This window comes from Nostoc mirabile CHAB5784 (genome assembly GCF_020829645.1).
Taxonomy (GTDB): domain Bacteria; phylum Cyanobacteriota; class Cyanobacteriia; order Cyanobacteriales; family Nostocaceae; genus Nostoc; species Nostoc mirabile.
Genome location: NZ_JAIVFS010000004.1, coordinates 99,007 through 120,316, shown reverse-complemented (window position 1 = coordinate 120,316; position 21,310 = coordinate 99,007). Strand labels below are relative to the sequence as shown.

Genomic DNA, 21,310 nt, shown 5'->3' with positions numbered 1-21,310 from the left:
AACCCCCAACCCGTGGCGGGAAGGGGGAAAATTCAAAGTCTCTCTCCTAAGAGGAGAGAGAAATAGAAGTGAGGTTTTCCAGATACCGTGAAAAGTCAGAATAAATATAGGGGCGTACAGCTGTACGCCCCTACATATCTTATGTATCAGGTTTTTCGTGAAATGTTATTACTCCAAGAAATTTTGTATAGCACTACCGCCATTCCTACCAACAGCAGGAATTTCCAATAGGCTATCCGTAGCTTTGCCCGTACCATCGTCGGTAACGAATCTCTGATTACCCGGATGTCCATTGGGCACGAAAAGTTGCGGATGATCAAAAGGCGCTTTCTCCAACCTAACTCGGTCATCAGTCAGTCCCTTTAAAAAGGCGACCAATTGCTGTTTTTCTTCTGGTGATAGCCTCAGGGGGGGAAGAGCGCCAAAGTCACCACCTCGATTGTAAAAATCAATCACTTGCTCTAAAGTCGCTTGACCTCCATTGTGGAAGTAGGGGGCAGTGAGTTCTACATTGCGAAGTCCAGGTGCTTTGAAAGCTCCGTCTGCAATCACTTTTTCACTAGAATTCAACGGTGGAGTCAGGGTGGGGGGGTTTTCGCCGAGGAGAAGCTGAAATTTACCCAACTGAGCCAATCGTGCCTCTGAAAGCGGATTATTACCCTGCAAACCGTCATTAGCACCCAAACCGGTGTCGTCCGTAACAGGTCTAACGCCGATATTGAAGAAGCCATTGTCTTCAGGGGATTTTGCACCGAACGGCGCACGTTTGATTCGTCCGTCTTTAGCCACGCTGCTCACTGAAGCAGCTGTTAATTCTGATCCAGCATGGCAACCAATACACAGAGCCTTGCCCTGAAACAGGTCTTTACCTAGTTGCTGCTCCTTGGTTAGGGCTGCGGTGTTTCCTGTCAAGAAGCGATCGAAGGGCGTATCGTTGGCAATGAGTGTAGACTCGTACAACTGAATTGCCAGCCCAAAGAACAGCGAGAAGTTATACTCCAACAGCGTATACTCATCGGTTTTAGAAGAGTTATCAGGGCTGTTGACAAAAGTCCGTCTACCTTCAGCATCAACTTGAATGAGTCGATTAGACTTCCACCACTCCGGCTTAAAGGCATCTTTAATCAGCTGATCGTAGGTTTTATCCTTCAGCCCGGGCTGAGGCGATCTACTGTCTGCACCTAAAACGCTGTCTTGTGGATGCACAACCTGTTTACCTAGCGGTCTGAGGCGAGATAACTTTTGCCCCAGGACTCGGGGGAGCTTTGTACCTCTAATTGACAGAACATTTTGCAGCAGTGTGCTGATAGATTTACTGTTGCCAATTTGCGCCAAATTACCAGTAAGTTCTTCAACGGAACTCAGTAGCGGCCCAACTAGAGTATCAGCAAGATTATCTAGCGGCAGTGTGCTGAGAGATTTTTTGTTGTCAATTCGCCCGAACTTATCACCAATTTCTTGAAAAGTGCGACCATCAGCCGACAACTCAAAGGAACTCAGTGGTGGCCCGAGCGCCTGAGAAGCCAAAGACGAATTATTCAGTCTGATTTTGACAAATTTGAGCTGATTTGGCTTTTCTGCTTTTACCACAGAGGCGTTAGGGTCTCTTAAACCGAAGGGATTTACCCCATTAAAGATGTTCTCTGCCCTTCCATCCCAAAAGTTGCGGAAGTTGAATGCTGCATTAATTACAGTTGGGGTATTACGCGGCTGGACGCGGCGCACATTTGTACCTCCAACGTTAAACACCGGATCTAGCTCGTTTTTTACTTCGTCTTCCGCGCTACCAGGTTTAACATCAACAAACTTAGCATTGAAGACGCCCTGAGAGGAACTGACATCATTTCGGTCAGATACAACGGTTTTAGGATCATTCGGGTCTGACAGCTTGTGAAAGGGAAAATCTTCTGGTTTAAGCTGGTAGTTTGGCGCACCACCTACATCAAAAGCTGTATCCGGATTCACTGTACCATCAGCGTTAATCCGCAAAAGCCCAGGAGAAATCTGATTTTTGGATCTATTGTCGGCTCCAGCATGGAAGTGACAACTAGCACAGGAGGTCTTTCCGTCGCTCCCAACCTGCATATCCCAGAAAAGAGCCTTTCCTAACTTGATTGCAGCTACTTTGTCTTTTACAAAGTCTCCAAGATTGTTAGGCTCTGGAACCGATACGCTCTTGAGCGAAGGTAAAGGCGGCGGCGTAACCTGTGCTGATACGGTATTTCCAGCTATTACTGCTGCCAAAATAATCGCAGCAATTGTTATAGTCTTTGAAAATCTTAATCTTAGGTAGTTAAGCTTACCATTCCTGAATTTCCACCCTTGGCGTTTTATTTTTGTCACCAAAGATTTGAGTAAAAACCGACCTCTTGAGGTCAGTAGCAAGTAAATTGATAAGCCAGTAATAAAGACTACTAAGCTGATTATGGGTATAATCCCCATAGGTTTTTTGTAGTAAATGAATACAGAAAAAATTATACATCTCTAATAAAATTTCAAATGTAATATTCATGTAAAGTAAGTACACTATTTACAAATTTTATGTGAGCAAAAAACGCTATAAGACTACAAATAAATTCAGTTGGGTAGGTAAGCTATTCTACATTTAACTTGCATTGATCAGGCTATTAACATGCTTTATCTACAAAAGCTTGATAAAATTTAGGTAGACAAATTCGATACGTTTTAATTTATCATCAACCCTACTTTGGGTAAAATATTTGAATGTCACTACATCAAAGTTCTGGTCGCTGGCGCTTAGGTCTAGCGTTATCGCTATTGACGGTCTTATTGTGGGGAATTTTACCTATTGCTCTGGCGGTAACTCTGCAAATACTTGATGTCTATACCGTTATTTGGTTTCGGTTTTTGGTATCATTTTTACTGCTTGGTGTGTATTTAGGAATACGCGGTAAATTACCAAAGTTAGAACAACTGCGTTCTGCTTCTTGGAAATTATTAGCGATCGCTACACTATTTTTAGGGATTAATTACTTTCTGTTCATGCAAGGTTTAGCACTAACATCGCCTACTAACGCTGAAGTTCTCATTCAATTATCTACCCTTTTATTAGGTTTCGGAGGGTTAGTGATTTTTAAAGAACGTTATCGGCTATATCAATGGATTGGTGTCAGTGTAATGACTTGCGGTTATCTTTTATTTTTTCGCGAACAACTGACAAATTTAATTACAGCGCCTGGCACATACATGCTAGGTAGTGTCTTGATTGCGCTAGGAGCAACGGCATGGGCTATTTATGCTTTGGCACAAAAGCAGTTATTACAATCTTTATCTTCCCCTAGCATCATGCTGATTATTTATGGGGGCTGTGCTTTATTATTCACTCCTCTAGCCAAAATAAAATCACTTTTTATACTTGATAGCTTCCATTTATTAATGCTGGTTTTTTGTGCTTTGAATACTTTAATCGCTTACGGTGCTTTTGCCGAATCATTAGAACATTGGGAAGCATCACGAGTGAGTGCCGTAATAGCTTTAGCTCCCATTGTGACATTAATATCAGTTGCAGTTGTATCAGTTATTGCACCTAATTGGATACCATCAGAAAACTTCACTTCCATAGCAATATTAGGAGCCGGTTTAGTAGTCACAGGTTCAGTAGCGATCGCTTTGGGTAAAGCTAATTAAATAATTCGTAATTCGTAATTCGTAATTCGTAATTAAGTTTTGTAATGGAGATTTAACTCCAACACAAAACTTGCGTGATTTTTGAACCGGGGGACTTAAACCCACGGAACTAGTTAATAAGAATAGTTTTCAGGATTTGTACCTGTGTTTTTCATCTAGTAAATTCATGCCATCTTCAAAGCTACAACATAAATACTGAGGCAGAGCATTTTTTATTTGTTATGATTTACTAGTGAAGGCAAACTACGGGGTCAGCCTCTTATAAGATGGATACTTTAACCATCTATGTGACTCTGTAGGATCTGATTATTGACTTGATAGCCAAGAGAAAATTCTTGAAGAAGAATTCAGAAATCGGAATTCAGGAGTCAGAATTAATTACTAGACAATTCTAACTCCTGACTCCTAAATTCTGTGTTGAAAAAACCCAGGCTAATAACTTTAAGTAAACCAAACAGGGTGCCCGAATAACTACCAAAGCCAACACCTGATAAAACCAGACTACCGAAACAGTTGAGCGATGAATAGTTTGTTTGGTAATTGGGCCAGCACCCTGAGAAAAAATTCCCTATTGCTGGTTCTTTCAATGGTGCTGCCAACATTTGGAATTAGCAATTCTGTCTTGGCAGCAGAGCGGATTTATGCATCTTATTCAGCTTTAGAGCTTTCCATTTCAGTCACTACTTTAGAAAAGTACGCCAAAACAGGTGTAATTAACGAAGATTTGGCACCCTATCAGCAATATCTGCCTCTTCAACAGCTTCAAGAATTGCGGCAGATTTTACTTAATCGTGTGAAAGTTACTCCGGTAGTAGTTTCGCAACTTCTCTACACACCGCAAGGAGAATTGTTGCTGCATCGGTTGGCGCAAATTATCAAAACCAGTCAGCCAGAACCAGGATTTGGTGCTTTACGTTCGGCGCTAATTTTAGCCTCTGGTGAATCGGAAGGCTTGACACTTTTGAATGTGTTGCGTAAATATCCCAGCAGCAGCATTCGCCTTGATGTCGCGCAGACTTTGGAAATAGCTACGGAATTAGAGAAACTTGTTAACCAAACCCATCGGGCGATCGCAGCAGTTTCTCAAGAGTCTAAAATAGAAGCTGCTACCATTTCACAACCAAATTTATCGCAATTGCCCGATTTGCAGGTTCCGGGAAAGTTTAAGTCGCAAAAATACACCCAAAAGTTTTTTGACTCAACACGCAATCGGCTTTTATTAACTGATGTTTACATTCCCAACGTCCAGAATACCGCACCCGTAATTGTGATTTCTCACGGCTTGGGTTTAGATAGCAGCAACTTTCAATATTTAGCCACGCACCTAGCTTCTTACGGATTTGCCGTCGTCGTTCCCAATCATCCTGGTAGTGATGCTAAACAATTGCGTTCGCTGTTAAAAGGACACGCCAATGAAATAGCAGAACCAGGTGAATTTCAAGACCGACCTTTGGATGTAACATATATCCTGAATCAATTGGAAAAAGGTAATCAAACTGATTCACGGTTTAAAGGTCGGTTAAATCTGCAACAAGTCGGAGTATTTGGTCAATCTTTGGGAGGCTACACAGCCTTAGCCTTGGCAGGCGCTAAAATCAACTTTGAGCAGCTAAAACAAGATTGTCAACCAGCAGCACTGCAAAATACCTGGAATATGTCTTTAATGCTCCAGTGTCGCGCTTTAGAATTGAGCATCAGCAAGTCTGGCAAGGATTATAACCTGCGGGATGAGAGAGTGAAAGCTGCGATCGCAGTTAATCCCATTACTAGTTCTATTTTCGGCAAAGCTGGCTTAAGTCAAATCAAAACTCCAGTGATGATTGTCAGCAGTAGTGATGATACAGTTGCACCGGCTTTATCCGAGCAAATTTTACCTTTCTCCTGGTTGGCGAATTCACAAAAATATCTCGTCATGCTTGTAGGTGGCACCCACTTTTCCACCATTGGCAATGCCAACCCCGCAAATCAACAAGTAGCATTACCTGCCGATATGATTGGTGATGCTTCCCAAGCGCGTCGTTACATGAATGTTTTAAGTTTACCTTTCTTTCAAACTTATGTTGTAGGAAGACCGCAATACACTCCCTACCTTAACGCCGCCTACACTCAAAGCATTTCTAGTAAGTCGCTTGGTTTGAGTCTCGTCAAGTCATTGAATACAACCGAATTAGCACAATTGGTGGATATTAAAGGAGCCAAACCCGCAAAAAAAAACTTCCCAACACCATAGTCGGCTTCGGATTTTGGATGTTGGATATTGGTGTTGCATTGCTGCATGTAATGATTTTTATTTGACTATAAACAATTAGTTTGTTTATTCTCCGGCGAGTTTCCGCGCAATGTCCATGTTTGCTGCGAGTACACGCACGATTTCAACAGGGTTTTCACCTCGGTATATCAGGAAATATCGAGGCTGCACCAACCAGAAACGGACAGGAAGCGGAGTCAGGTCGTAACGGTACTGTCCTATTGCGGAGTTGTCTGTCAGTAATTCACAGGCCCAAAGAAGCTTGTCCAGAATCTGTTCAGCAGCATCCGAATTATCTCGCGCGATATAGGCATAAATTCCCGCGAGGTCGTTCTCTGCTTGCGGCGAGAGAATATAAAGTTTTGGGTTCGTCACAACGATTTTTTGCTCAATTGTCGCGCCTTGTTGCGGATGCGCTCTCGCGCACCTTCTTGGGGAAGACCTTGTGCATTATCAAGCTCCGAAAGACCGATAGCAATTTGCTCATTGAGCCACAATTTATATTCCTCGGAATGGTCGTTAAAGCGTTTCAAAAGACGCAACCCCTCCCGAATCACCTCGCTTTGAGAAGCGTACAAGCCGGACTCAACCTGTATTTGGACGAAGGCTTCCAACTCAGGAGTAAGGGAAATATTCATATATCTATTTTCTTATAACAATAATAGACATTATAATAACAGTTTTTGTTATTACTAGCCAGTGAAAATTTTCGCAAAGAGCAGAAGCAAAGGGCTAGTCTTATTACTGTAAAAACCATAACAGGCACAGATGATATGCGATCGCATTCATACTTCTCGGCATATACTTCTAATTGACAAAATCTGTCTCTTAGCAGTGTGTTTAGCTAGTTAATAAAATTTTATTAACAGCTTAATAGATACTTAATAACTTCATGATAAGGTATTCACCAATACTTTGAAAAGCATAAAGGAACTTTATGGCTCTTGTAACAGATTTTGTCGGTGGCTTTAGGTATAACACACAGTACGTAACTGGAGATGTTGATCGAGATCGTGATACTGATTTAATTGAAGTTTGGCAAGATGGAGGAGTATTCAAGTCCACAAGTTGGATTAATAATGGTCAAGGTTTATTTAATAATGCAGTAGTCACAGATTTTGTCGGTAGCTTTAGAGATAACACACAGTACGTAACTGGAGATGTTGATCGAGATCGTGATACTGATTTAATTGAAGTTTGGCAAGATGGAGGAGTATTCAAGTCCACAAGTTGGATTAATAATGGTCAAGGTTTATTTAATAATGCAGTAGTCACAGATTTTGTCGGTGGCTTTAGGGATAACACACAGTACGTAACTGGAGATGTTAATCGAGATGGTTATGGTGATTTAATTGAAGTTTGGCAAGATGGAGGAGTATTTAAGTCCACAAGTTGGATTAATAATGGTCAAGGTTTATTTAATAACGCAGTAGTCACAGATTTTGTCGGTGGCTTTAGAGATAACACACAGTATGTGACTGGAGATGTTAATCGAGATGGTGCTGCTGATTTAATTGAAGTTTGGCAAGATGGAGGAGTATTCAAGTCCACAAGCTGGATTAATAATGGTCAAGGTTTATTTAATAACGCAGTAGTCACAGATTTCGTCGGTGGCTTTAGAGATAACACACAGTATGTCACCGGAGATGTTAATCGAGATGGTTATGGTGATTTAATTGAAGTTTGGCAAAATGGAGGAGTATACTCCTCTACAAGTTGGATTAGTAATGGTCAAGGTTTATTCGTTTAATAATAGAGCCATCGCTGAAGGTGAATTGTTATTTCAGGGTATTCAGTTTACAACTATCGAGAATATACCAGCCGACTTTTCATATTTTCAGGATATTCAGTTTGTTTAGATTTTAGAGGTTGTTTTAAAAGTCCCAGAAGGTATAATTTTCTAGTTCTAATTTGGATCAACGACAACGAAAAAACAAGGTTTCAGCCATGTACTGAAATGCCTCGTTGTGTTCACCATGAGAGTAAAATACCCTTTTAAAACATCCTCTTAGTCGAATTGCTCCATTGCCCATTTGATGTCTATAGCGGTTCTAAGTTGAGTCCAATACAGATCTAACCCCCAACCCTTTCCCTTGAAGGGAAGGGCAGGATGGTTTCATCCGAAAAAATAAAAATACACAAGTCTTGATTTCTCGTTTTGCGGCATAGCTTTTTACCCCTCTTCAAACCTCTCCTCGCTCCGGGGAGAGGTTTGAAACCCAGTTTTAGCAGTTCAAAACAATGAGAACATCCCAAATATGCAAAATTACCTCAATTTATTCGTATTTTTACAAAATTGGGACGCTCTCTTTTGTGTTTATATAACAATACAGTTCACTAAAGTTCACTTAAGCATTTCTTCCTTCTCTTCCTTTGCAGTTCGTTAAAAAAATCGACTTTCACAAATAGTTAAGCCTTAACCCAAGCGTATTGGTTTATAAAATCAGAGGCTCAATTTTTGCTTGTACTTCTTCAATTAGCTCCGGTTCAACTTTCTCTACAAACAAAACTTTCCTAGCTTTCCAGTCCAGCGATTTGATCTGATCCGCTAGCACTACGCCACTGGTTATCATTCCATCAGGAAGCGGAACCTCAAAGTTAAGACCTTTTTTTTGATTAGTAATTGGACAAATTAGAACTATAGAAGCCATTCGATTATATTTTAATGGCGATATAACTAAAAAAGGGCGATAGCCTATCTGCTCACGCCCTTGAGGTTTCAGTTCAGCACTCAGTGTTTCAGCAATATCTTCAAATGACATTCCTGATGTTCTCAGCGCTAACACTCGTCGGATAGAATCAGCCGTAATTTGCTTTGCTGTTTTGCAGTCTAACTTGACAATATCACCCCTACCTGGAACGTATGGTTTAACTACCAAACTTCATTCCCCACACCAGATCCAGTATCTATTTCAGGATGGAAGTTATCTGGAGTCATACCTTCCAATAATTCATCAAGTGTATATTTTTTTCGCTGCTGCGGCGTGATTACAATACTATTGCCTGAGACACTGAAAGTTATATCTGTCCCCTCTTTTACATTAACTTGTTCAGCCAAAGCTTTCGGAAGTCGAATAGCTAGGCTATTTCCCCACTTAGTAACAACTGTAGTCATAACTATCTCAAAATGCTTTCTTAGAGAATTACACACCCAAAGATAAAACTTCGCAGCTTGACGCGCCTACTTTGGACTATCTTACGTATCTACTTTGAATATACCATAATTTCTCTTTTCGGTGCGTTACGGAAGCTGTAATACACCGAAAACCATCTTCCGATTATTTGCACTTACCTACTTACTGTAAAAACTGTAATAAGCAGAGTTAATATACGATCGCATTCATACTTATCGGCATATACTTTAAAGAAATATGACATTTAATTGCGCTATTGTAAAAATCAGCTTTACATAAGTTGATTTATGAGCCAGCCTGAAAATACTACTACCCAAGCTACTGCTCTGACTAACCACGATCGCAAACCTATTCACATACCTGGCTCTATTCAACCTCATGGCGTTCTACTGGCACTCAGTACTCAGCTAGAGATAATGCAAGTTAGCAACAATACCCAAGAATACTTGGGCAAAGAGCCAGAAGAGTTGTTTGGCAAACCATTGAGCTATTTGCTAGAAGCTCAACAAATAGAAACTGTAAAGCAGTGCTTGGTAAAAAAAATTGGCAGTCCTAATGCTTTCAAAGTATCAATAAGTACTTTGCATCGGCAACGGGATTTTGACGCTATTGTTCATCGGACAGAAGAGGCTGTGATTCTGGAGTTAGAACCGACAGACTCAAAATCTGAGGTGAGTTTCTTAGGCTTTCATGCTTTGGCGGGTGAAGCGATCGCCAAAATGCAGAGAACATCAAACCTGATAGAATTTTTGCATGTAGTGGCACAAGAAGTCCAAAAAATTATCGGTTTTGATCGGGTAATGGTCTATCAATTTGACCAGTCGGGAGCGGGTTCTGTTGTTTCTGAAGTCAAACGGGAAGATTTATCACCTTATTTAGGACTCCACTATCCCGCTACAGATATTCCAGCGCAGGCTAGGGAGTTATACACACGCTGCTTTCTCCGATTTCTCCCCGATTTGACTGCCGAACCTGTTAAGCTGGTTCCAACGGAAAATCCGACAACGCATCAGCCTCTTGACTTAAGCTACTCTGTGCTACGAAGTTTTGATTCGTGTTGTGCTGAATATCATCAAAATATGGGAGTAAAGGCTCTTTTAGTGATTTCGCTCATTCAAGAGCAGAAGCTTTGGGGATTAATATCTTGCCATCATTTAACACCAAAGTATATTTCTTATGAAGTGCAGAAGATGTGCGAATTTTTGGGACAGATTGTGTCTTCAGAGTTAGCACACAAAATTAGTTATTCGGAATGGGACTATAAGGTAAAGCTCAAATCGCTACAGTCTGAGTTTCTTGAGTCCATTTCTCAGGCAGATAATTTTATTGATGCTCTAATTAAACCTGAAATCCGTTTGCTGGATCTTGTCAGTGCTTCTGGAGCAGCAGTTTGTCTGAATAATGAAATTACCCTTGTGGGAGCAACACCGAATATTCATGAAGTTCGGGCGTTAATTGAATGGGCAGATACCCAAGTTAGTGACAACCTATTTTCCACTGATTCTCTGCCCAAGCTTTACCCAGAGGCGCTCATATTTAAAGATACTGCCAGTGGCTTGCTGCTACTGCGGATTTCTAAAGTCCGGCGTTATTATATTCTTTGGTTTCGCCCCGAAGTTATCCAAACGGTAAACTGGGCAGGTAATCCCAACGAATCCATTCAAGCTCAGGCAGATGGTAGCCTTAGCCTATCTCCACGAAAGTCCTTTGAACAATGGCAAGAAACGGTTAGATTAACTTCTCTACCTTGGGAAACTTGTGAACTTGAGAGTGCGATCGCTCTGAGTAATGCGATCGTTGGTATTGTACTCTCGAAAGCGGATGAATTAGCTAAAATCAACCTGGAGTTAGAGCGCAGCAACCAAGAACTCGCATCTTTTGCCTACGCCGCTTCCCATGACCTCAAAGAGCCTTTGCGGGGAATTTATAACTTCTCAACAGTCCTGTTAGAAGACTATGCCCAAGTCTTAGATGATGACGGAATTGAGTGCTTGCAAACAGTAGTTTCCTTGTCTGTACGCATGGAAACTCTAATTAATGCTCTACTGCGGTTATCGCAGTTAGGACAAGCACAACTGCGAGAGCAAGCAACTGACCTCAACGAATTGATTACCCAAGTGATTGAAGTCTTTCGTGCTAGTCGCCAAGACTTTGCGCTTGTGGATATTCGCATTCCTCGACCTTTACCAACAGTTCAGTGTGACCGAGTTCTCGTTAATGAAGTCTTCAGCAATCTCCTGGGCAATGCGTTTAAATACAACGATAAGCCAGAGCAATGGGTTGAGATTGGCTACCTTTCTCAAGAAGAAGGGCAGGGGGCAGGGAGCAGGGAGCAGGGAGCAGGGGGAGCAGGGGGAGCAGGGGGAGCAGGGGGAGCAGAGGAAGATGAACTATTGACCAATCCCCAATCCCCAATCCCCAATCCCCAATCCCCAATCTTTTATATCCGAGATAACGGTATTGGCATTCCACAGCATCACCTAGAAACCATCTTTCGACTATTTAAGCGGCTCCACTCTCAGGAAAAGTACGGTGGAGGAGCAGGTGCTGGACTAGCTATTGTTAAGAAGATTGTTGAGCTTCATAACGGCCAAATTTGGGTTGAATCTACCGTAGCCGTTGGCTCAATTTTCTATTTCACGCTGGAATAGTTTAAGATAATAACCAAATATGTATTTTTGTTAAGCTCTTTTAAGACCACGAATGACAAAAAAACTTCATGAACCTCTGCTCGTTGTTGAGGACAGCAATGAAGATTTTCGGATGCTACAACGTCTGATGCGGCGCATGTCCGTCCAGAACCCCATACATCGTTGTACTAATGGGGATGAGGTTTTAGACTTCCTCTATCAACTAGGAAGCGAAGCCTTACGCAACTCTAAAGTAGCACTAAGACCTTCTGTTATCTTGCTCGATCTGAATTTGCCAGGTATTGATGGCCGTGACATTTTAGAGCGGCTCAAGCAAGATAAGAGTTTTAAGGAAATCCCCATCGTTGTTTTTACCACATCATCTAACCCCAAAGATATTGAACTGTGCTACCAAAAGGGCGCAAATGGATATCTAGTAAAGCCGATGGATGCTCAGGAACTAAAAAAGACGATTCAGGCATTTGTGGACTATTGGCTTGAAGCCAATATGCCGCCTGTCTTGGATTAATTTGTTTATTCTCTGTCGATGAGGCAGTAGGGAAAAAAGGATAACAAAGGAAGCGGCTCAGAGGACACAGAGACATTTTCCTCTTTGAGTCACTGTGTCTGCTTGTCTTTTAGATGCGTTTTCCCCATTTTCTTGTTTATCTTACCGCTTATGTTGCTTTAGGATTTTTAAAGAATTTAGATTTTATTTACACTTATTTTATATTATTTTTAGAATTATGCAATAAAAACACAATCTGGATAAAAGGGATCTACATGGCTCCCCGATCCTCATACTTAAACCAGTGAACAGTTAACAGTGAACAGTTAACAGGCGTATGGTGAGGGGCTGTTACCCGCCACCAACGCCTGACACCAATTGGTGGGGGACTTAAACCAAGCGAATTGAAACTGGTAACTGGTAACTGATAACTGATAACTGATAACTGTTAATATGTTGGACACATGGACGCTACTCATCATTGATGATTGTGCAGCAGATCGAAAAATCTATCGTCGATATCTGTTGAAAGATCCGCACCAGTCATACCAGATTTTGGAAGCAGACTGTGCAGAAGAAGCACTTGCTTTGTGCCAAAAAATGCGCTTTGATGTCATCCTCCTGGATTTTTGCCTACCTGATATGAGTGGGTTAGAACTCTTCGATCAGATGCAGCAGAAGATATTTGAAACTTCTGTCCCTGTGATTATGTTGACAGGGCGTGGCGATGAAGAGATAGCTGTGCAAGCAATGAAACGGGGTGCTTTGGATTATTTGGTCAAGCAAAATCTAACACAGGATGTACTGCAACTAACAGTCCGCAACGCTATTAAGCAATCGTGCTTGCAAGCCCAACTCTACAAAACTCAGGAGAGACAGCGCTTAATTGCCACGACTGCTTTAAGAATTCGCCAGTCTCTTAACCTAGAGCAAATTTTGAATACGGCTGTAGCTGAGGTACAACAACTTCTGAAGTGCGATCGCGTGATAGTCTATCAGTTCGCCCCAGATGCCGACGGTAAAATAGTTGCCTCCTCAGTTGAGTCATGCGGCAGTCTAGCATTGTGCGATCGCGTCGGAACAGGGGGCAGGAGACAGGGGACAGGGGACAGGGAGCAGGGGGAAATTCCTCTCGTCTGCACTCTTCCCCCTGCCCCTGTGCCTCTTCCTCATGCCCAATCCCCAATCCCTTATATCTATGAGCTTGGCTTGTGTAATTGTGTCAGCCTGAAAGAGCAATTTAATACTAAGGCAAATCTGGTAGTTCCGATTAATCTGAGTAACAATGGGAACCCAACCCCTAAGCTTTGGGGTTTGTTGATTGCTCACCATAATTCCGGGGAACGACAGTGGCAAACTGATGATGCCCAAATGCTCAATGAAGTTTCGGTGCAACTAGCGATCGCCATCCAACAAGCTGAATTGCTAGCCCAAACTCAAGCATCACTTGCCAAAGAAAAGCAACTCAATGCATTTAAATCGCAAATTATTGCAACAGTTTCCCATGAGTATCGAACGCCGCTAACTTCAATTCTGGCGGCTGCATCAACTTTGGTAAAACATAGCCAGCAACTAGATGAGTCTAAACAACAGAGGTTCTTAGGAATTATTGAACACAAAGCCAGGTATATGTCCAAACTTGTGGGTAATATGCTTCTGGTTAACCAATTTGAACTAGAAAAACCCAAATTTCAGCCAATCCGGCTCGATTTAGAGCAATTTTTTTCTGACTTGATAGAACAAGAGCGAGAAACAGCAGGCGATCGCCACGAATTGGTTTTTAAAATTACTGGTAATAACCAGGACTTTTGGGGCGATCGCGGACTTTTGCAACAAATTTTTACTAACTTAATATCCAATGCAATTAAGTACTCTCCAGATGGAGGGGCTGTAGAATTCCACCTCATCGGTAAAGAATCACAAGTAATCTTTTATATCAAAGATCAGGGAATTGGTATCCCGATCGCAGATCAAGAAAATTTGTTTCAATCTTTCAGTCGTGGAAGTAACGTTGACACAATCCCCGGTACAGGATTAGGGCTAGCGATCGTTAAAGCTTGCGTAGAATTACATGGTGGCAATATTACCTTGTCTAGTCAAGTAGGGCAAGGAACTAAAGTTACAGTCAGCTTACCGAAGATATTCCCAACGGCTCAACTATCTCCATCATCAACTTGACTTGTGGCAATTTGGTTATGAGTTATCAATTAATCTCTATACTTAAAAGCTTGTCATTATTCAATAAGTTATTGAACAATTAACTACACACCGCTCATAGAAATCTGGACAAAACTACCCAAGAGTAGACAAATCTAGACAGCTACGTTTGTAATCTTAGTCCAAAGTCTTAAAACTACAGGGATAAACGGCAATCCCACTATCCCATCCATAAAGTTTGGGATTACTTTACGAGCAATATTCATACTTCCATTGGTATCTGCATTGATTTCTCTACCAATGGAAGTTTTGTACAAACCACGCTTAAATCGTTTACCACTAAATACAGGTTTGACATCTGACTTAACTTTAAAAACAGGCAACGGATCACCATCTAAAGCACTAGCTTTTGACGTGTAACTTTCTTCAGTTAAAGTCACTTCAATGCCTGCTAATTCCGCTTTATAAGTTAACAAATTAATTAGTTTTGCGTGGGGAATTTTGGTAAATTCTTGATTGTTCTTTTTGCCAATGTTGATATTTTGTTTCCATCCTTGGTTATTGCCAATAATTAATTGACCAATATCATTTAACTGACACCAATCAATGACTCTACGGCTAACAGTATGGGAGTTTCTAACCCTCATCTAGTGCCTTCTGAATAGCTTGACGGCAAAATTCAGGCGGGTCATCCTTAGCTTTAACCGCATCCTTCATTTCCTTAGTGACACGGAAACTAAGCTGCTCATTTAGCTCTTTGCTTTGTGGATTACCAAAATTTTCAGGTTTACCCTTGCGGTCAGACATTGTTTAGAGATGTAAATATAGCTTTAAACCGACGAAACCATCGGATAATAGTTTTAAATCGGTGAGCGTACTGTCTGGAAAACTTGTAACTCACCGATACCACTTTTGAGAAATGGTAACTCTATGTTTACACGTTCGGAACTCGAAATCAAAACCATCAAAGAACTGCGTGACTTATGCTTACGCTACGGCATCAAACCAACTGGGAATAAAGGGTACAAGACCTCATGGATTACATCCTTGATGGTATTCCCTCGAATGGCATTATCTCAATTCGAGGCAGGTAAAGGGTTAAAACCTCCTACCTTTGCTTTCATGCAAGCACTGAGTAACGCTATAGATGAGATGAATGCTCCTACAGATGAGCAAGCTGCACTCATCAAAATCACGATGGAAGGAAAAATCATGAATTACCCAGATAGATACACCCAAGAGAAACTGCTAGCCCTACATAAAGCAAAAATGTATCTTGAAATGGCGATCGGGTTACTGAGTCAGTAATCATCCATTAATCTCTGTCAGCTAACTCCCTTCATCCTAAAGGGGAGTTTTTTTGTGAGTGCCTTGGAGTGCAAGGTAAGGGTATGTGACTTTTTTGATGTTTTTAAAGGAAAAATCGATGTGAACTTCTAAATATAGGTTAAATGTCTGGAGTTATTGGAGTAATAGTTAGAGAACTCTGAGGATATAGGATAGAGATATGCTTTTATTCCTCTTTCCCCGATAATGGGGTTGAAAGAGTGAGCATTTTCTGAGCATGATTAACGAGTATGATTTTATATTTATTATTTATGCTTAAATGCTGAAATTAAGATATTTGAGCATTAAGATGAGCATTTGAAAGGAAAAAAGTAAAAGTATTGCTATTGTGTTATCTCAAGGTTTTCTCAACTTAAACAAACCATTTGACTGGACTTCCCACGACTGCGTAGCGCGGGTGCGAAAATTGTTGCGCCTCAAACGTGTCGGACATGCGGGAACCTTAGATCCGGCTGCTACAGGGGTTTTACCAATTGCCTTTGGTAAAGCTACAAGATTATTGCAATATCTGCCAGAAAACAAAGCTTACAAAGCCACTATTCGCCTGGGTGTGCGTACCACAACCGATGATTTGCAAGGCGAAATTATCACTTCTCAACCTTGTGCTGGATTGAGTTTGGCACAGGTGAAAAGCGTATTACCACAATTTGAAGGCAAGATTGAGCAAATACCACCTAGTTACAGTGCAATTCAAGTGGATGGTAAACGTCTCTACGACTTAGCACGCCAAGGTAAAACGGTGGAAGTTCCAGTGCGAACAGTGGAAGTTTTTCAGATAGATATTTTGGACTGGAGAGAAGGGGATTTTCCCGAATTGGATGTGGCGATCGCCTGTGGTTCTGGTACATATATTAGAGCGATCGCTCGTGACTTAGGTGCAATTTTAGAAACTGGTGGCACTCTGGCCGCTTTGATTCGCACCCAAAGCAGTGGTTTCGATTTAACAGATAGTCTCACTTTGACGGACTTAGAAACTAAACTGCAAGCCGATACATTTCAACCGATTTGTCCAGATGCAACTTTACAACATTTGTCATCTGTTACTTTACCAGCACCATCTGCTCAAAAATGGTGTCAAGGTCAGCGAATTTCTTTAACTTTCGATGTTCCTGCGATAGTACGAGTTTATGATGAAGAAACTCGCTTTTTAGGTATTGGGCAATTACAAGATGAAGTGTTGATTCCCCAAATGGTTTTTGAACCGATTTCTTAAAACTGTGATCAGTTGAAGGTTTTAATTTGAACACATTTGACCACAATGTGTAAAATTATCATCAACAGTAAATTAAATGGTAGCTCTACCCAATAGTTGGGCAGATATTGAATCTGATATCACATATCAAACAACGAGTGATTTGCTAGTTTCCTTTAGCCAAGAGCAAATAAAACTGGATTTAAAAGCGATTGAGAAAGGGCAAGTTCCGCCACGCGCTAATACTGGGCTTGTTGCTTCCCAAGAAGAGGGGTACGATTTGAAATCAAAAGTGTTAGGTAAAGGCGGCGATAGGCGGTTTCATGCAAAGTTTATCGTAAGTTCAAGGGTTTAAGACCCCTACATCTATATGTAGCACCAGTTTCAGTCGGGGTTTAAATCCCCCGAAGTTGCCACAACGCTCTTAACCCGCGCAAGGCACTTCTCTTCGTCTGAAATGTCTAAAATGTTTGAATTTTGAATTTTGAATTTTGAATTGTTAATGATGGTGTGTTGCACTTTCCAGGTTTGGGAACAGAACATTAGTGCAGAATAAGTATGACAAGACTAGAATTAAAAAATCATCCAGTATGGCGGGATTTGACTGAAATCTTAGAAAAATTAGATGCTCATAGACTAGTTCAAGAACATCTTGAACTATGTGATTATAAGGTTTGCGGCTACTGGGATGAGCAAGATAAATATTATGAAATAATTACTTTGCCTCGTATCCTCGAAACAGAATTAGTTAGTAGTTCTATAGGCTTTACTCACAAAAAACGCTTTCTAAAACTAAAGTTTTTTTTCACAGTCTCTAGTATTGATGCTATAGATAAGTCAAGTCATAACGCTCAAAGAATTGGTGAGTTGCTTCTTGTCTATGATGAAAATCTAGGATTTGTAGATGAAAATTGGCTTTTAGATATTAATTCCCCTTTTTTGGATATCAAACTTCCTCACACCTGAATACTGTATGTAGCAACTTGAACTGTAATCGAACACTGCAATGCTTGGCAGCTAGCCGTATGACACGATTAGAAAAATAATATAACGCAATACGCTTGGGTTAAGGCTAAAACCCTTTGTGAAATCAATTTTTTTAATGAACCTTATTAGGCGCAGAGAACACAGAGAGAAGGAAAAAATGCTTAACTGAACTGTATTGTAATATAACGAACTACTATGACAGAAAGGCTAGATCGAATTGAGGCAATTTTAGAGCGGACAGCAGAAAGGGCTGAAGCAAATACTACAACGATAGAAGCGATCGCTAGACAGGAGAACAACAAGTAATGAGCGATCGCCATCCTACCACTGCTGCACAGCTCAATGTCTACATCCAAGGTCAAGGATTCCCCATTCTGGGCTTACATGGTCATCCTGGTACTGGTCGTAGTCTATCTGTCTTTACCAATCATTTATCAAAACGTTATAAAACTTTTGCCCCTGATTTACGTGGATACGGCAAAAGTCGCTGGAATGGCAATTTTGATATGAATGACCATTTAACTGATTTAGAAGCGCTGCTAGACCGCTTTGAGATTGAAAAGTGTCTAGTATTGGGATGGTCACTTGGGGGCATTCTGGCAATGGAACTGGCATTACGTTTGCCAGAGCGCATTACAGGGCTGATTTTGGTAGCGACAGCCGCAAAACCCCGTGGCAGTCATCCTCCTATCACTTGGCAGGATAATTTATATACTGGTGTTGCTGCCCTAATAAACTATATAAAACCGAGTTGGCAATGGAATATTGATACTTTTGGCAAGCGATCGCTTTTCCGCTACCTAATCCAACAACATACATCTACCACTTACAACTACATTTCTACCGAAGCAGTACCAGCTTATTTGCAAACCTCTCCTGCTGCGACTCGCGCCCTCTATAGTGCAATTCAATCGGGATACAACCGACTTCTAGATTTAGAACAAATACAATGTCCTAGTTTAGTACTTGCTGGTGAACAAGACCGCCACATCACATCTGATTCCAGCTTACAAACTGCTCAACACCTCAACAATTCTCAATGGCAGTGCTATCCCAACACCGCCCATCTTTTTCCGTGGGAAGTCCCCCAGCAGGTGCTCAATGACATTGACCATTGGCTCGAAGTTCATCCGCAGGTAATTGGTAGTCAATAGTCCACGGGCTTTTGACTCTTGAGCAAATAATTCGTAATTAAAACTCGCAATTACAAATTACGAATTACGAATTACGAATTATATTGACTCTGGCCTAACTTAACTTAAAATTTGACCGCCAAAGGCAGGCTGTACTTTGCGGTCAAATCTTTCCCCCAAGTCTTCAGCGATTGTTAAGTTATTAGGTTTGCAGCGCTTGACATTCACAGAAATTCCCGTAGCTCCTTCGATCTCCAAATCTTCTATATATCCAATGCTTGACAATTTTGCATCAGAAGAAGTCAGAAATGGCCCGAAGTAGTATGTGCAACGGGGATTTTGCGTCACAATCTCTACCCACCAAGCCAAGCCGATGGAGTCGAATGTGTTAATTAACACTTCCTTAAGGTTATGCCAAATGGTTTTCATGGTTTTCGCCAATTTATAAACGTCTACAGGGTGTTAAACGATATGTTGCTTTATTATCTTTTACATTTCTTTATACTCTGTTACTGTTATTTTTTCAAAGATATTTTTTGTAATTTATCTAGGTGGTGGGTATTTAGCGATCGCTGGCGATAAATTTCATAAAGCGTCATCCCTGCTGCTACAGAAGCATTGAGACTAGGAGTCTTACCCTGTAGAGGAATCGATACTAAGAAATCACAGGAGCGTTGAGTTAACATACTCAGACCTTCGCCTTCTGAGCCGATTACCAAAACGATTGGGCCAGTGAAATTGACTGTATGCACAGGTTCGCTCCCACTTGCAGCAGTGCCGTAAATCCAATAGCCAGCTGCTTTTAATTCTTCTAAGGCGCGGCTGAGGTTGACAACTCTAGCTACAGCAAAATTTTCTAAAGCGCCTGCTGCGACTTTCATCACAGTGGAAGTGATCCCAGATGCCCTTCTTTGGGGAATCACCAATCCTTGAGCGCCTATTGCTTCGGCGGTGCGAATAATTGATCCCAAGTTGTGGGGATCAGTAATTCCATCAGCCACGACAATTACGGGATCGGTTACAGCTTTTGCCTGTTCAATTAGATCCCGCAATTCGATGTAAGCGTAGGGAGCAACTTGTGCTGCCACACCTTGATGATTGGCCCCGTTGGTGAGATAGTCTAAGCGCTTGGGTTCAACCTCATCAATAACTGTGCCATTTTCCTTCGCTTGCAAGAGACAATGGTGAAAGCTGGGATCGTAGCGCAGACGAGTAGTAATCCAGATCCGGTTGAGATTGCGCTGATTTTGCAACGCACTCAATACTGGATGACGACCGTAGATGAGATCGCTATCTTCTTCTGTCGCTGTAGATACAGGCGGCGGGGAGAAGTTGCTATTTCGTTGGCGGGAGTTGTCAATGGGATTGCTATCTATTTTCCTGGGATTGCGAGTTGGATTAGCAACATCTATTTTTTTGGGATTGCGAGTCGGATTAGCACTAGAGACAGGCTTGCTATCTATTTTTCTGGGATTGCGAGTCGGATTAGCACTAGAGACAGGCTTGCTATCTATTTTTCTGGGATTGCGAGTCGGATTAGTAACAACACGCTTACCCTGAATTTTTACGGGTTGCCCACGATTGGATTCGTTAGAAGCCTTGACTTTTCTAGGTTTATTCTGCATTTGACTTATAGATATAGCGTATGGTTGGTCATCACAATTACGTCAATTTCTGGAACCAAATCTACTGCTGCGGCTACTGTAAAATTAAGTTCTCACTCTTTTTTTACATGAAGCATTTGCAACAGTTCGGTTAGACGCTGGTAATCGGTGAGATATAAGTAGCCAATTAAGGTTTCTAGACTGGTTGCCTGTTGATAAATTTCGGGATTAAGTCGCTTAGGGCGTCCTGTAGCGGCGTTTCTACCCCGTCGGACAATTTCTAATTCGGTGTCCCTGAGATGAGGAATTAGCGATCGCAAATGTAGCGCTTGTGTTTCCGCTCTTACCTGCTCCACTACCAGACTATGGTAAATTCCTGTCCGCTGCAATGGCAGCAGATAGAACATTCTAACATACAACTCATAAATTGCATCCCCTAAATATGCTAAAGCAGTAGGAGAAATTTGTTGCACTTGTGAGAGGGAAATCTGTTGGTATGGCGCTGTGGTTGTCAAGAGTGCTTGAGTCCAAGATAAAGTCTGTTTGGGAGTTTCATCTTGTCCATCTAATACCTTGTCCTCCTGTGACTTCACAAATAAATCATTCCTTGACGGGCTACATTTGGCAGGCATTCTTTGCAAAGACTGATTTTTCTGAAGTAAGCCATAATCCTATACTTAGCATAATCAATACTATCAGAAATACTTACTAATTCTATCTTT

At 41.4% G+C, this 21,310-nt stretch carries 21 protein-coding genes; 11 read left to right on the top strand and 10 right to left on the bottom strand.

Annotated features, from left to right (window positions below; all coding sequences use genetic code 11):
• Positions 1 to 168: 168 nt before the first annotated feature.
• Entirely contained in the window at positions 169 to 2,442 is a 2,274-nt protein-coding gene (locus LC653_RS04900) for a cytochrome-c peroxidase (RefSeq protein ID WP_372478106.1), read from the bottom strand.
• 282 nt (positions 2,443 to 2,724) lie between these two features.
• Between LC653_RS04900 and LC653_RS04895 the strand changes: the two genes are divergently transcribed.
• On the top strand, positions 2,725 to 3,648 hold the full coding sequence (locus tag LC653_RS04895; protein ID WP_229492984.1) for a DMT family transporter: 924 nt from the start codon (positions 2,725 to 2,727) through the stop codon (positions 3,646 to 3,648).
• Positions 3,649 to 4,168: 520 nt separating this feature from the next.
• The gene (locus LC653_RS04890) at positions 4,169 to 5,878 is read left to right on the top strand and encodes an alpha/beta hydrolase (protein WP_229492983.1); all 1,710 of its coding nucleotides are present in this window, start codon (positions 4,169 to 4,171) and stop codon (positions 5,876 to 5,878) included.
• Positions 5,879 to 5,962: 84 nt separating this feature from the next.
• On the opposite strand, the gene LC653_RS04885 is transcribed toward LC653_RS04890, so the two are convergent.
• The gene (locus tag LC653_RS04885; protein WP_229492981.1) at positions 5,963 to 6,271 is read right to left on the bottom strand and encodes a type II toxin-antitoxin system RelE/ParE family toxin; all 309 of its coding nucleotides are present in this window, start codon (positions 6,269 to 6,271) and stop codon (positions 5,963 to 5,965) included.
• On the bottom strand, positions 6,268 to 6,534 hold the full coding sequence (locus tag LC653_RS04880; RefSeq protein ID WP_229492980.1) for a type II toxin-antitoxin system ParD family antitoxin: 267 nt from the start codon (positions 6,532 to 6,534) through the stop codon (positions 6,268 to 6,270). Before LC653_RS04880 ends, LC653_RS04885 begins: the two co-directional genes overlap by 4 nt.
• Before the next feature lie 299 nt (positions 6,535 to 6,833).
• On the opposite strand from LC653_RS04880, the gene LC653_RS04875 reads away from it, so the two are divergent.
• Positions 6,834 to 7,646: a hypothetical protein gene (locus LC653_RS04875; protein ID WP_229492978.1), complete on the top strand. Its 813-nt coding sequence runs from the start codon at positions 6,834 to 6,836 to the stop codon at positions 7,644 to 7,646.
• 685 nt (positions 7,647 to 8,331) lie between these two features.
• Here the strand turns inward: LC653_RS04875 and LC653_RS04870 are convergent.
• Together LC653_RS04870 and LC653_RS04865 are read right to left on the bottom strand one after the other, a co-directional pair.
• Entirely contained in the window at positions 8,332 to 8,775 is a 444-nt protein-coding gene (locus LC653_RS04870; RefSeq protein WP_229492976.1) for a type II toxin-antitoxin system PemK/MazF family toxin, read from the bottom strand.
• A complete protein-coding gene (locus LC653_RS04865; RefSeq protein ID WP_229492975.1) occupies positions 8,769 to 9,011 on the bottom strand; it encodes an AbrB/MazE/SpoVT family DNA-binding domain-containing protein in 243 nt (80 codons plus the stop codon). The genes LC653_RS04870 and LC653_RS04865 overlap by 7 nt, the downstream gene beginning before the upstream one ends.
• Before the next feature lie 306 nt (positions 9,012 to 9,317).
• On the opposite strand from LC653_RS04865, the gene LC653_RS04860 reads away from it, so the two are divergent.
• The 3 genes from LC653_RS04860 (at position 9,318) to LC653_RS04850 (ending at position 14,346) form a co-directional block, all read left to right on the top strand.
• Complete coding sequence (locus tag LC653_RS04860; protein WP_229492973.1) at positions 9,318 to 11,681, top strand: ATP-binding protein; 2,364 nt, start codon at positions 9,318 to 9,320, stop codon at positions 11,679 to 11,681.
• Between the two features lie 52 nt (positions 11,682 to 11,733).
• Entirely contained in the window at positions 11,734 to 12,189 is a 456-nt protein-coding gene (locus LC653_RS04855) for a response regulator (protein WP_229492964.1), read from the top strand.
• A gap of 432 nt (positions 12,190 to 12,621) precedes the next feature.
• Positions 12,622 to 14,346, top strand: coding sequence for a hybrid sensor histidine kinase/response regulator (locus tag LC653_RS04850; RefSeq protein ID WP_229492962.1), 1,725 nt, complete (start codon positions 12,622 to 12,624; stop codon positions 14,344 to 14,346).
• A 134-nt stretch (positions 14,347 to 14,480) separates the two neighbouring features.
• Here LC653_RS04850 and LC653_RS04845 read toward each other — a convergent pair whose 3' ends face one another.
• Both LC653_RS04845 and LC653_RS04840 read right to left on the bottom strand, forming a co-directional pair.
• A complete protein-coding gene (locus LC653_RS04845) occupies positions 14,481 to 14,972 on the bottom strand; it encodes an IS200/IS605 family accessory protein TnpB-related protein (RefSeq protein WP_229492960.1) in 492 nt (163 codons plus the stop codon).
• Complete coding sequence (locus LC653_RS04840) at positions 14,962 to 15,132, bottom strand: hypothetical protein (protein ID WP_229492959.1); 171 nt, start codon at positions 15,130 to 15,132, stop codon at positions 14,962 to 14,964. Before LC653_RS04840 ends, LC653_RS04845 begins: the two co-directional genes overlap by 11 nt.
• Before the next feature lie 123 nt (positions 15,133 to 15,255).
• On the opposite strand from LC653_RS04840, the gene LC653_RS04835 reads away from it, so the two are divergent.
• From LC653_RS04835 to LC653_RS04815, 5 genes are all read left to right on the top strand, one after another.
• A complete protein-coding gene (locus LC653_RS04835; protein WP_229492958.1) occupies positions 15,256 to 15,633 on the top strand; it encodes a hypothetical protein in 378 nt (125 codons plus the stop codon).
• A 367-nt stretch (positions 15,634 to 16,000) separates the two neighbouring features.
• On the top strand, positions 16,001 to 16,885 hold the full coding sequence (truB, locus tag LC653_RS04830; protein WP_229492956.1) for a tRNA pseudouridine(55) synthase TruB: 885 nt from the start codon (positions 16,001 to 16,003) through the stop codon (positions 16,883 to 16,885).
• Positions 16,886 to 16,961: 76 nt separating this feature from the next.
• Positions 16,962 to 17,219: a hypothetical protein gene (locus LC653_RS04825; protein ID WP_229492954.1), complete on the top strand. Its 258-nt coding sequence runs from the start codon at positions 16,962 to 16,964 to the stop codon at positions 17,217 to 17,219.
• Between the two features lie 203 nt (positions 17,220 to 17,422).
• Positions 17,423 to 17,830, top strand: coding sequence for a hypothetical protein (locus LC653_RS04820; RefSeq protein WP_229492952.1), 408 nt, complete (start codon positions 17,423 to 17,425; stop codon positions 17,828 to 17,830).
• Between the two features lie 326 nt (positions 17,831 to 18,156).
• On the top strand, positions 18,157 to 19,005 hold the full coding sequence (locus LC653_RS04815) for an alpha/beta fold hydrolase (protein WP_229492950.1): 849 nt from the start codon (positions 18,157 to 18,159) through the stop codon (positions 19,003 to 19,005).
• 99 nt (positions 19,006 to 19,104) lie between these two features.
• Here LC653_RS04815 and LC653_RS04810 read toward each other — a convergent pair whose 3' ends face one another.
• The 3 genes from LC653_RS04810 to LC653_RS04800 form a co-directional block, all read right to left on the bottom strand.
• Positions 19,105 to 19,413, bottom strand: a complete 309-nt coding sequence (locus tag LC653_RS04810) for a DUF1816 domain-containing protein (protein ID WP_229486686.1) — start codon at positions 19,411 to 19,413, stop codon at positions 19,105 to 19,107.
• A gap of 86 nt (positions 19,414 to 19,499) precedes the next feature.
• Entirely contained in the window at positions 19,500 to 20,609 is a 1,110-nt protein-coding gene (gene rlmB / locus LC653_RS04805) for a 23S rRNA (guanosine(2251)-2'-O)-methyltransferase RlmB (RefSeq protein ID WP_229492949.1), read from the bottom strand.
• A 92-nt stretch (positions 20,610 to 20,701) separates the two neighbouring features.
• Positions 20,702 to 21,181, bottom strand: a complete 480-nt coding sequence (locus LC653_RS04800; RefSeq protein ID WP_229492948.1) for a Mini-ribonuclease 3 — start codon at positions 21,179 to 21,181, stop codon at positions 20,702 to 20,704.
• Positions 21,182 to 21,310: the final 129 nt, after the last annotated feature.

What these genes read in the sequence shown, in the direction of transcription:
- LC653_RS04890 (WP_229492983.1), top strand. Translation starts at nt 4,169, where the DNA reads ATGAATAGTTTGTTTGGTAATTGGGCCAGCACCCTGAGAAAAAATTCC.
- rlmB (WP_229492949.1), bottom strand. Translation starts at nt 20,609, where the DNA reads ATGCAGAATAAACCTAGAAAAGTCAAGGCTTCTAACGAATCCAATCGT.
- LC653_RS04855 (WP_229492964.1), top strand. Translation starts at nt 11,734, where the DNA reads ATGACAAAAAAACTTCATGAACCTCTGCTCGTTGTTGAGGACAGCAAT.
- LC653_RS04845 (WP_229492960.1), bottom strand. Translation starts at nt 14,972, where the DNA reads ATGAGGGTTAGAAACTCCCATACTGTTAGCCGTAGAGTCATTGATTGG.
- LC653_RS04835 (WP_229492958.1), top strand. Translation starts at nt 15,256, where the DNA reads ATGTTTACACGTTCGGAACTCGAAATCAAAACCATCAAAGAACTGCGT.
- LC653_RS04810 (WP_229486686.1), bottom strand. Translation starts at nt 19,413, where the DNA reads ATGAAAACCATTTGGCATAACCTTAAGGAAGTGTTAATTAACACATTC.
- LC653_RS04825 (WP_229492954.1), top strand. Translation starts at nt 16,962, where the DNA reads ATGGTAGCTCTACCCAATAGTTGGGCAGATATTGAATCTGATATCACA.
- LC653_RS04880 (WP_229492980.1), bottom strand. Translation starts at nt 6,534, where the DNA reads ATGAATATTTCCCTTACTCCTGAGTTGGAAGCCTTCGTCCAAATACAG.
- LC653_RS04860 (WP_229492973.1), top strand. Translation starts at nt 9,318, where the DNA reads ATGAGCCAGCCTGAAAATACTACTACCCAAGCTACTGCTCTGACTAAC.
- LC653_RS04820 (WP_229492952.1), top strand. Translation starts at nt 17,423, where the DNA reads ATGACAAGACTAGAATTAAAAAATCATCCAGTATGGCGGGATTTGACT.
- LC653_RS04895 (WP_229492984.1), top strand. Translation starts at nt 2,725, where the DNA reads ATGTCACTACATCAAAGTTCTGGTCGCTGGCGCTTAGGTCTAGCGTTA.
- LC653_RS04840 (WP_229492959.1), bottom strand. Translation starts at nt 15,132, where the DNA reads ATGTCTGACCGCAAGGGTAAACCTGAAAATTTTGGTAATCCACAAAGC.
- LC653_RS04850 (WP_229492962.1), top strand. Translation starts at nt 12,622, where the DNA reads ATGTTGGACACATGGACGCTACTCATCATTGATGATTGTGCAGCAGAT.
- LC653_RS04815 (WP_229492950.1), top strand. Translation starts at nt 18,157, where the DNA reads ATGAGCGATCGCCATCCTACCACTGCTGCACAGCTCAATGTCTACATC.
- LC653_RS04900 (WP_372478106.1), bottom strand. Translation starts at nt 2,442, where the DNA reads ATGGGGATTATACCCATAATCAGCTTAGTAGTCTTTATTACTGGCTTA.
- LC653_RS04875 (WP_229492978.1), top strand. Translation starts at nt 6,834, where the DNA reads ATGGCTCTTGTAACAGATTTTGTCGGTGGCTTTAGGTATAACACACAG.
- LC653_RS04865 (WP_229492975.1), bottom strand. Translation starts at nt 9,011, where the DNA reads ATGACTACAGTTGTTACTAAGTGGGGAAATAGCCTAGCTATTCGACTT.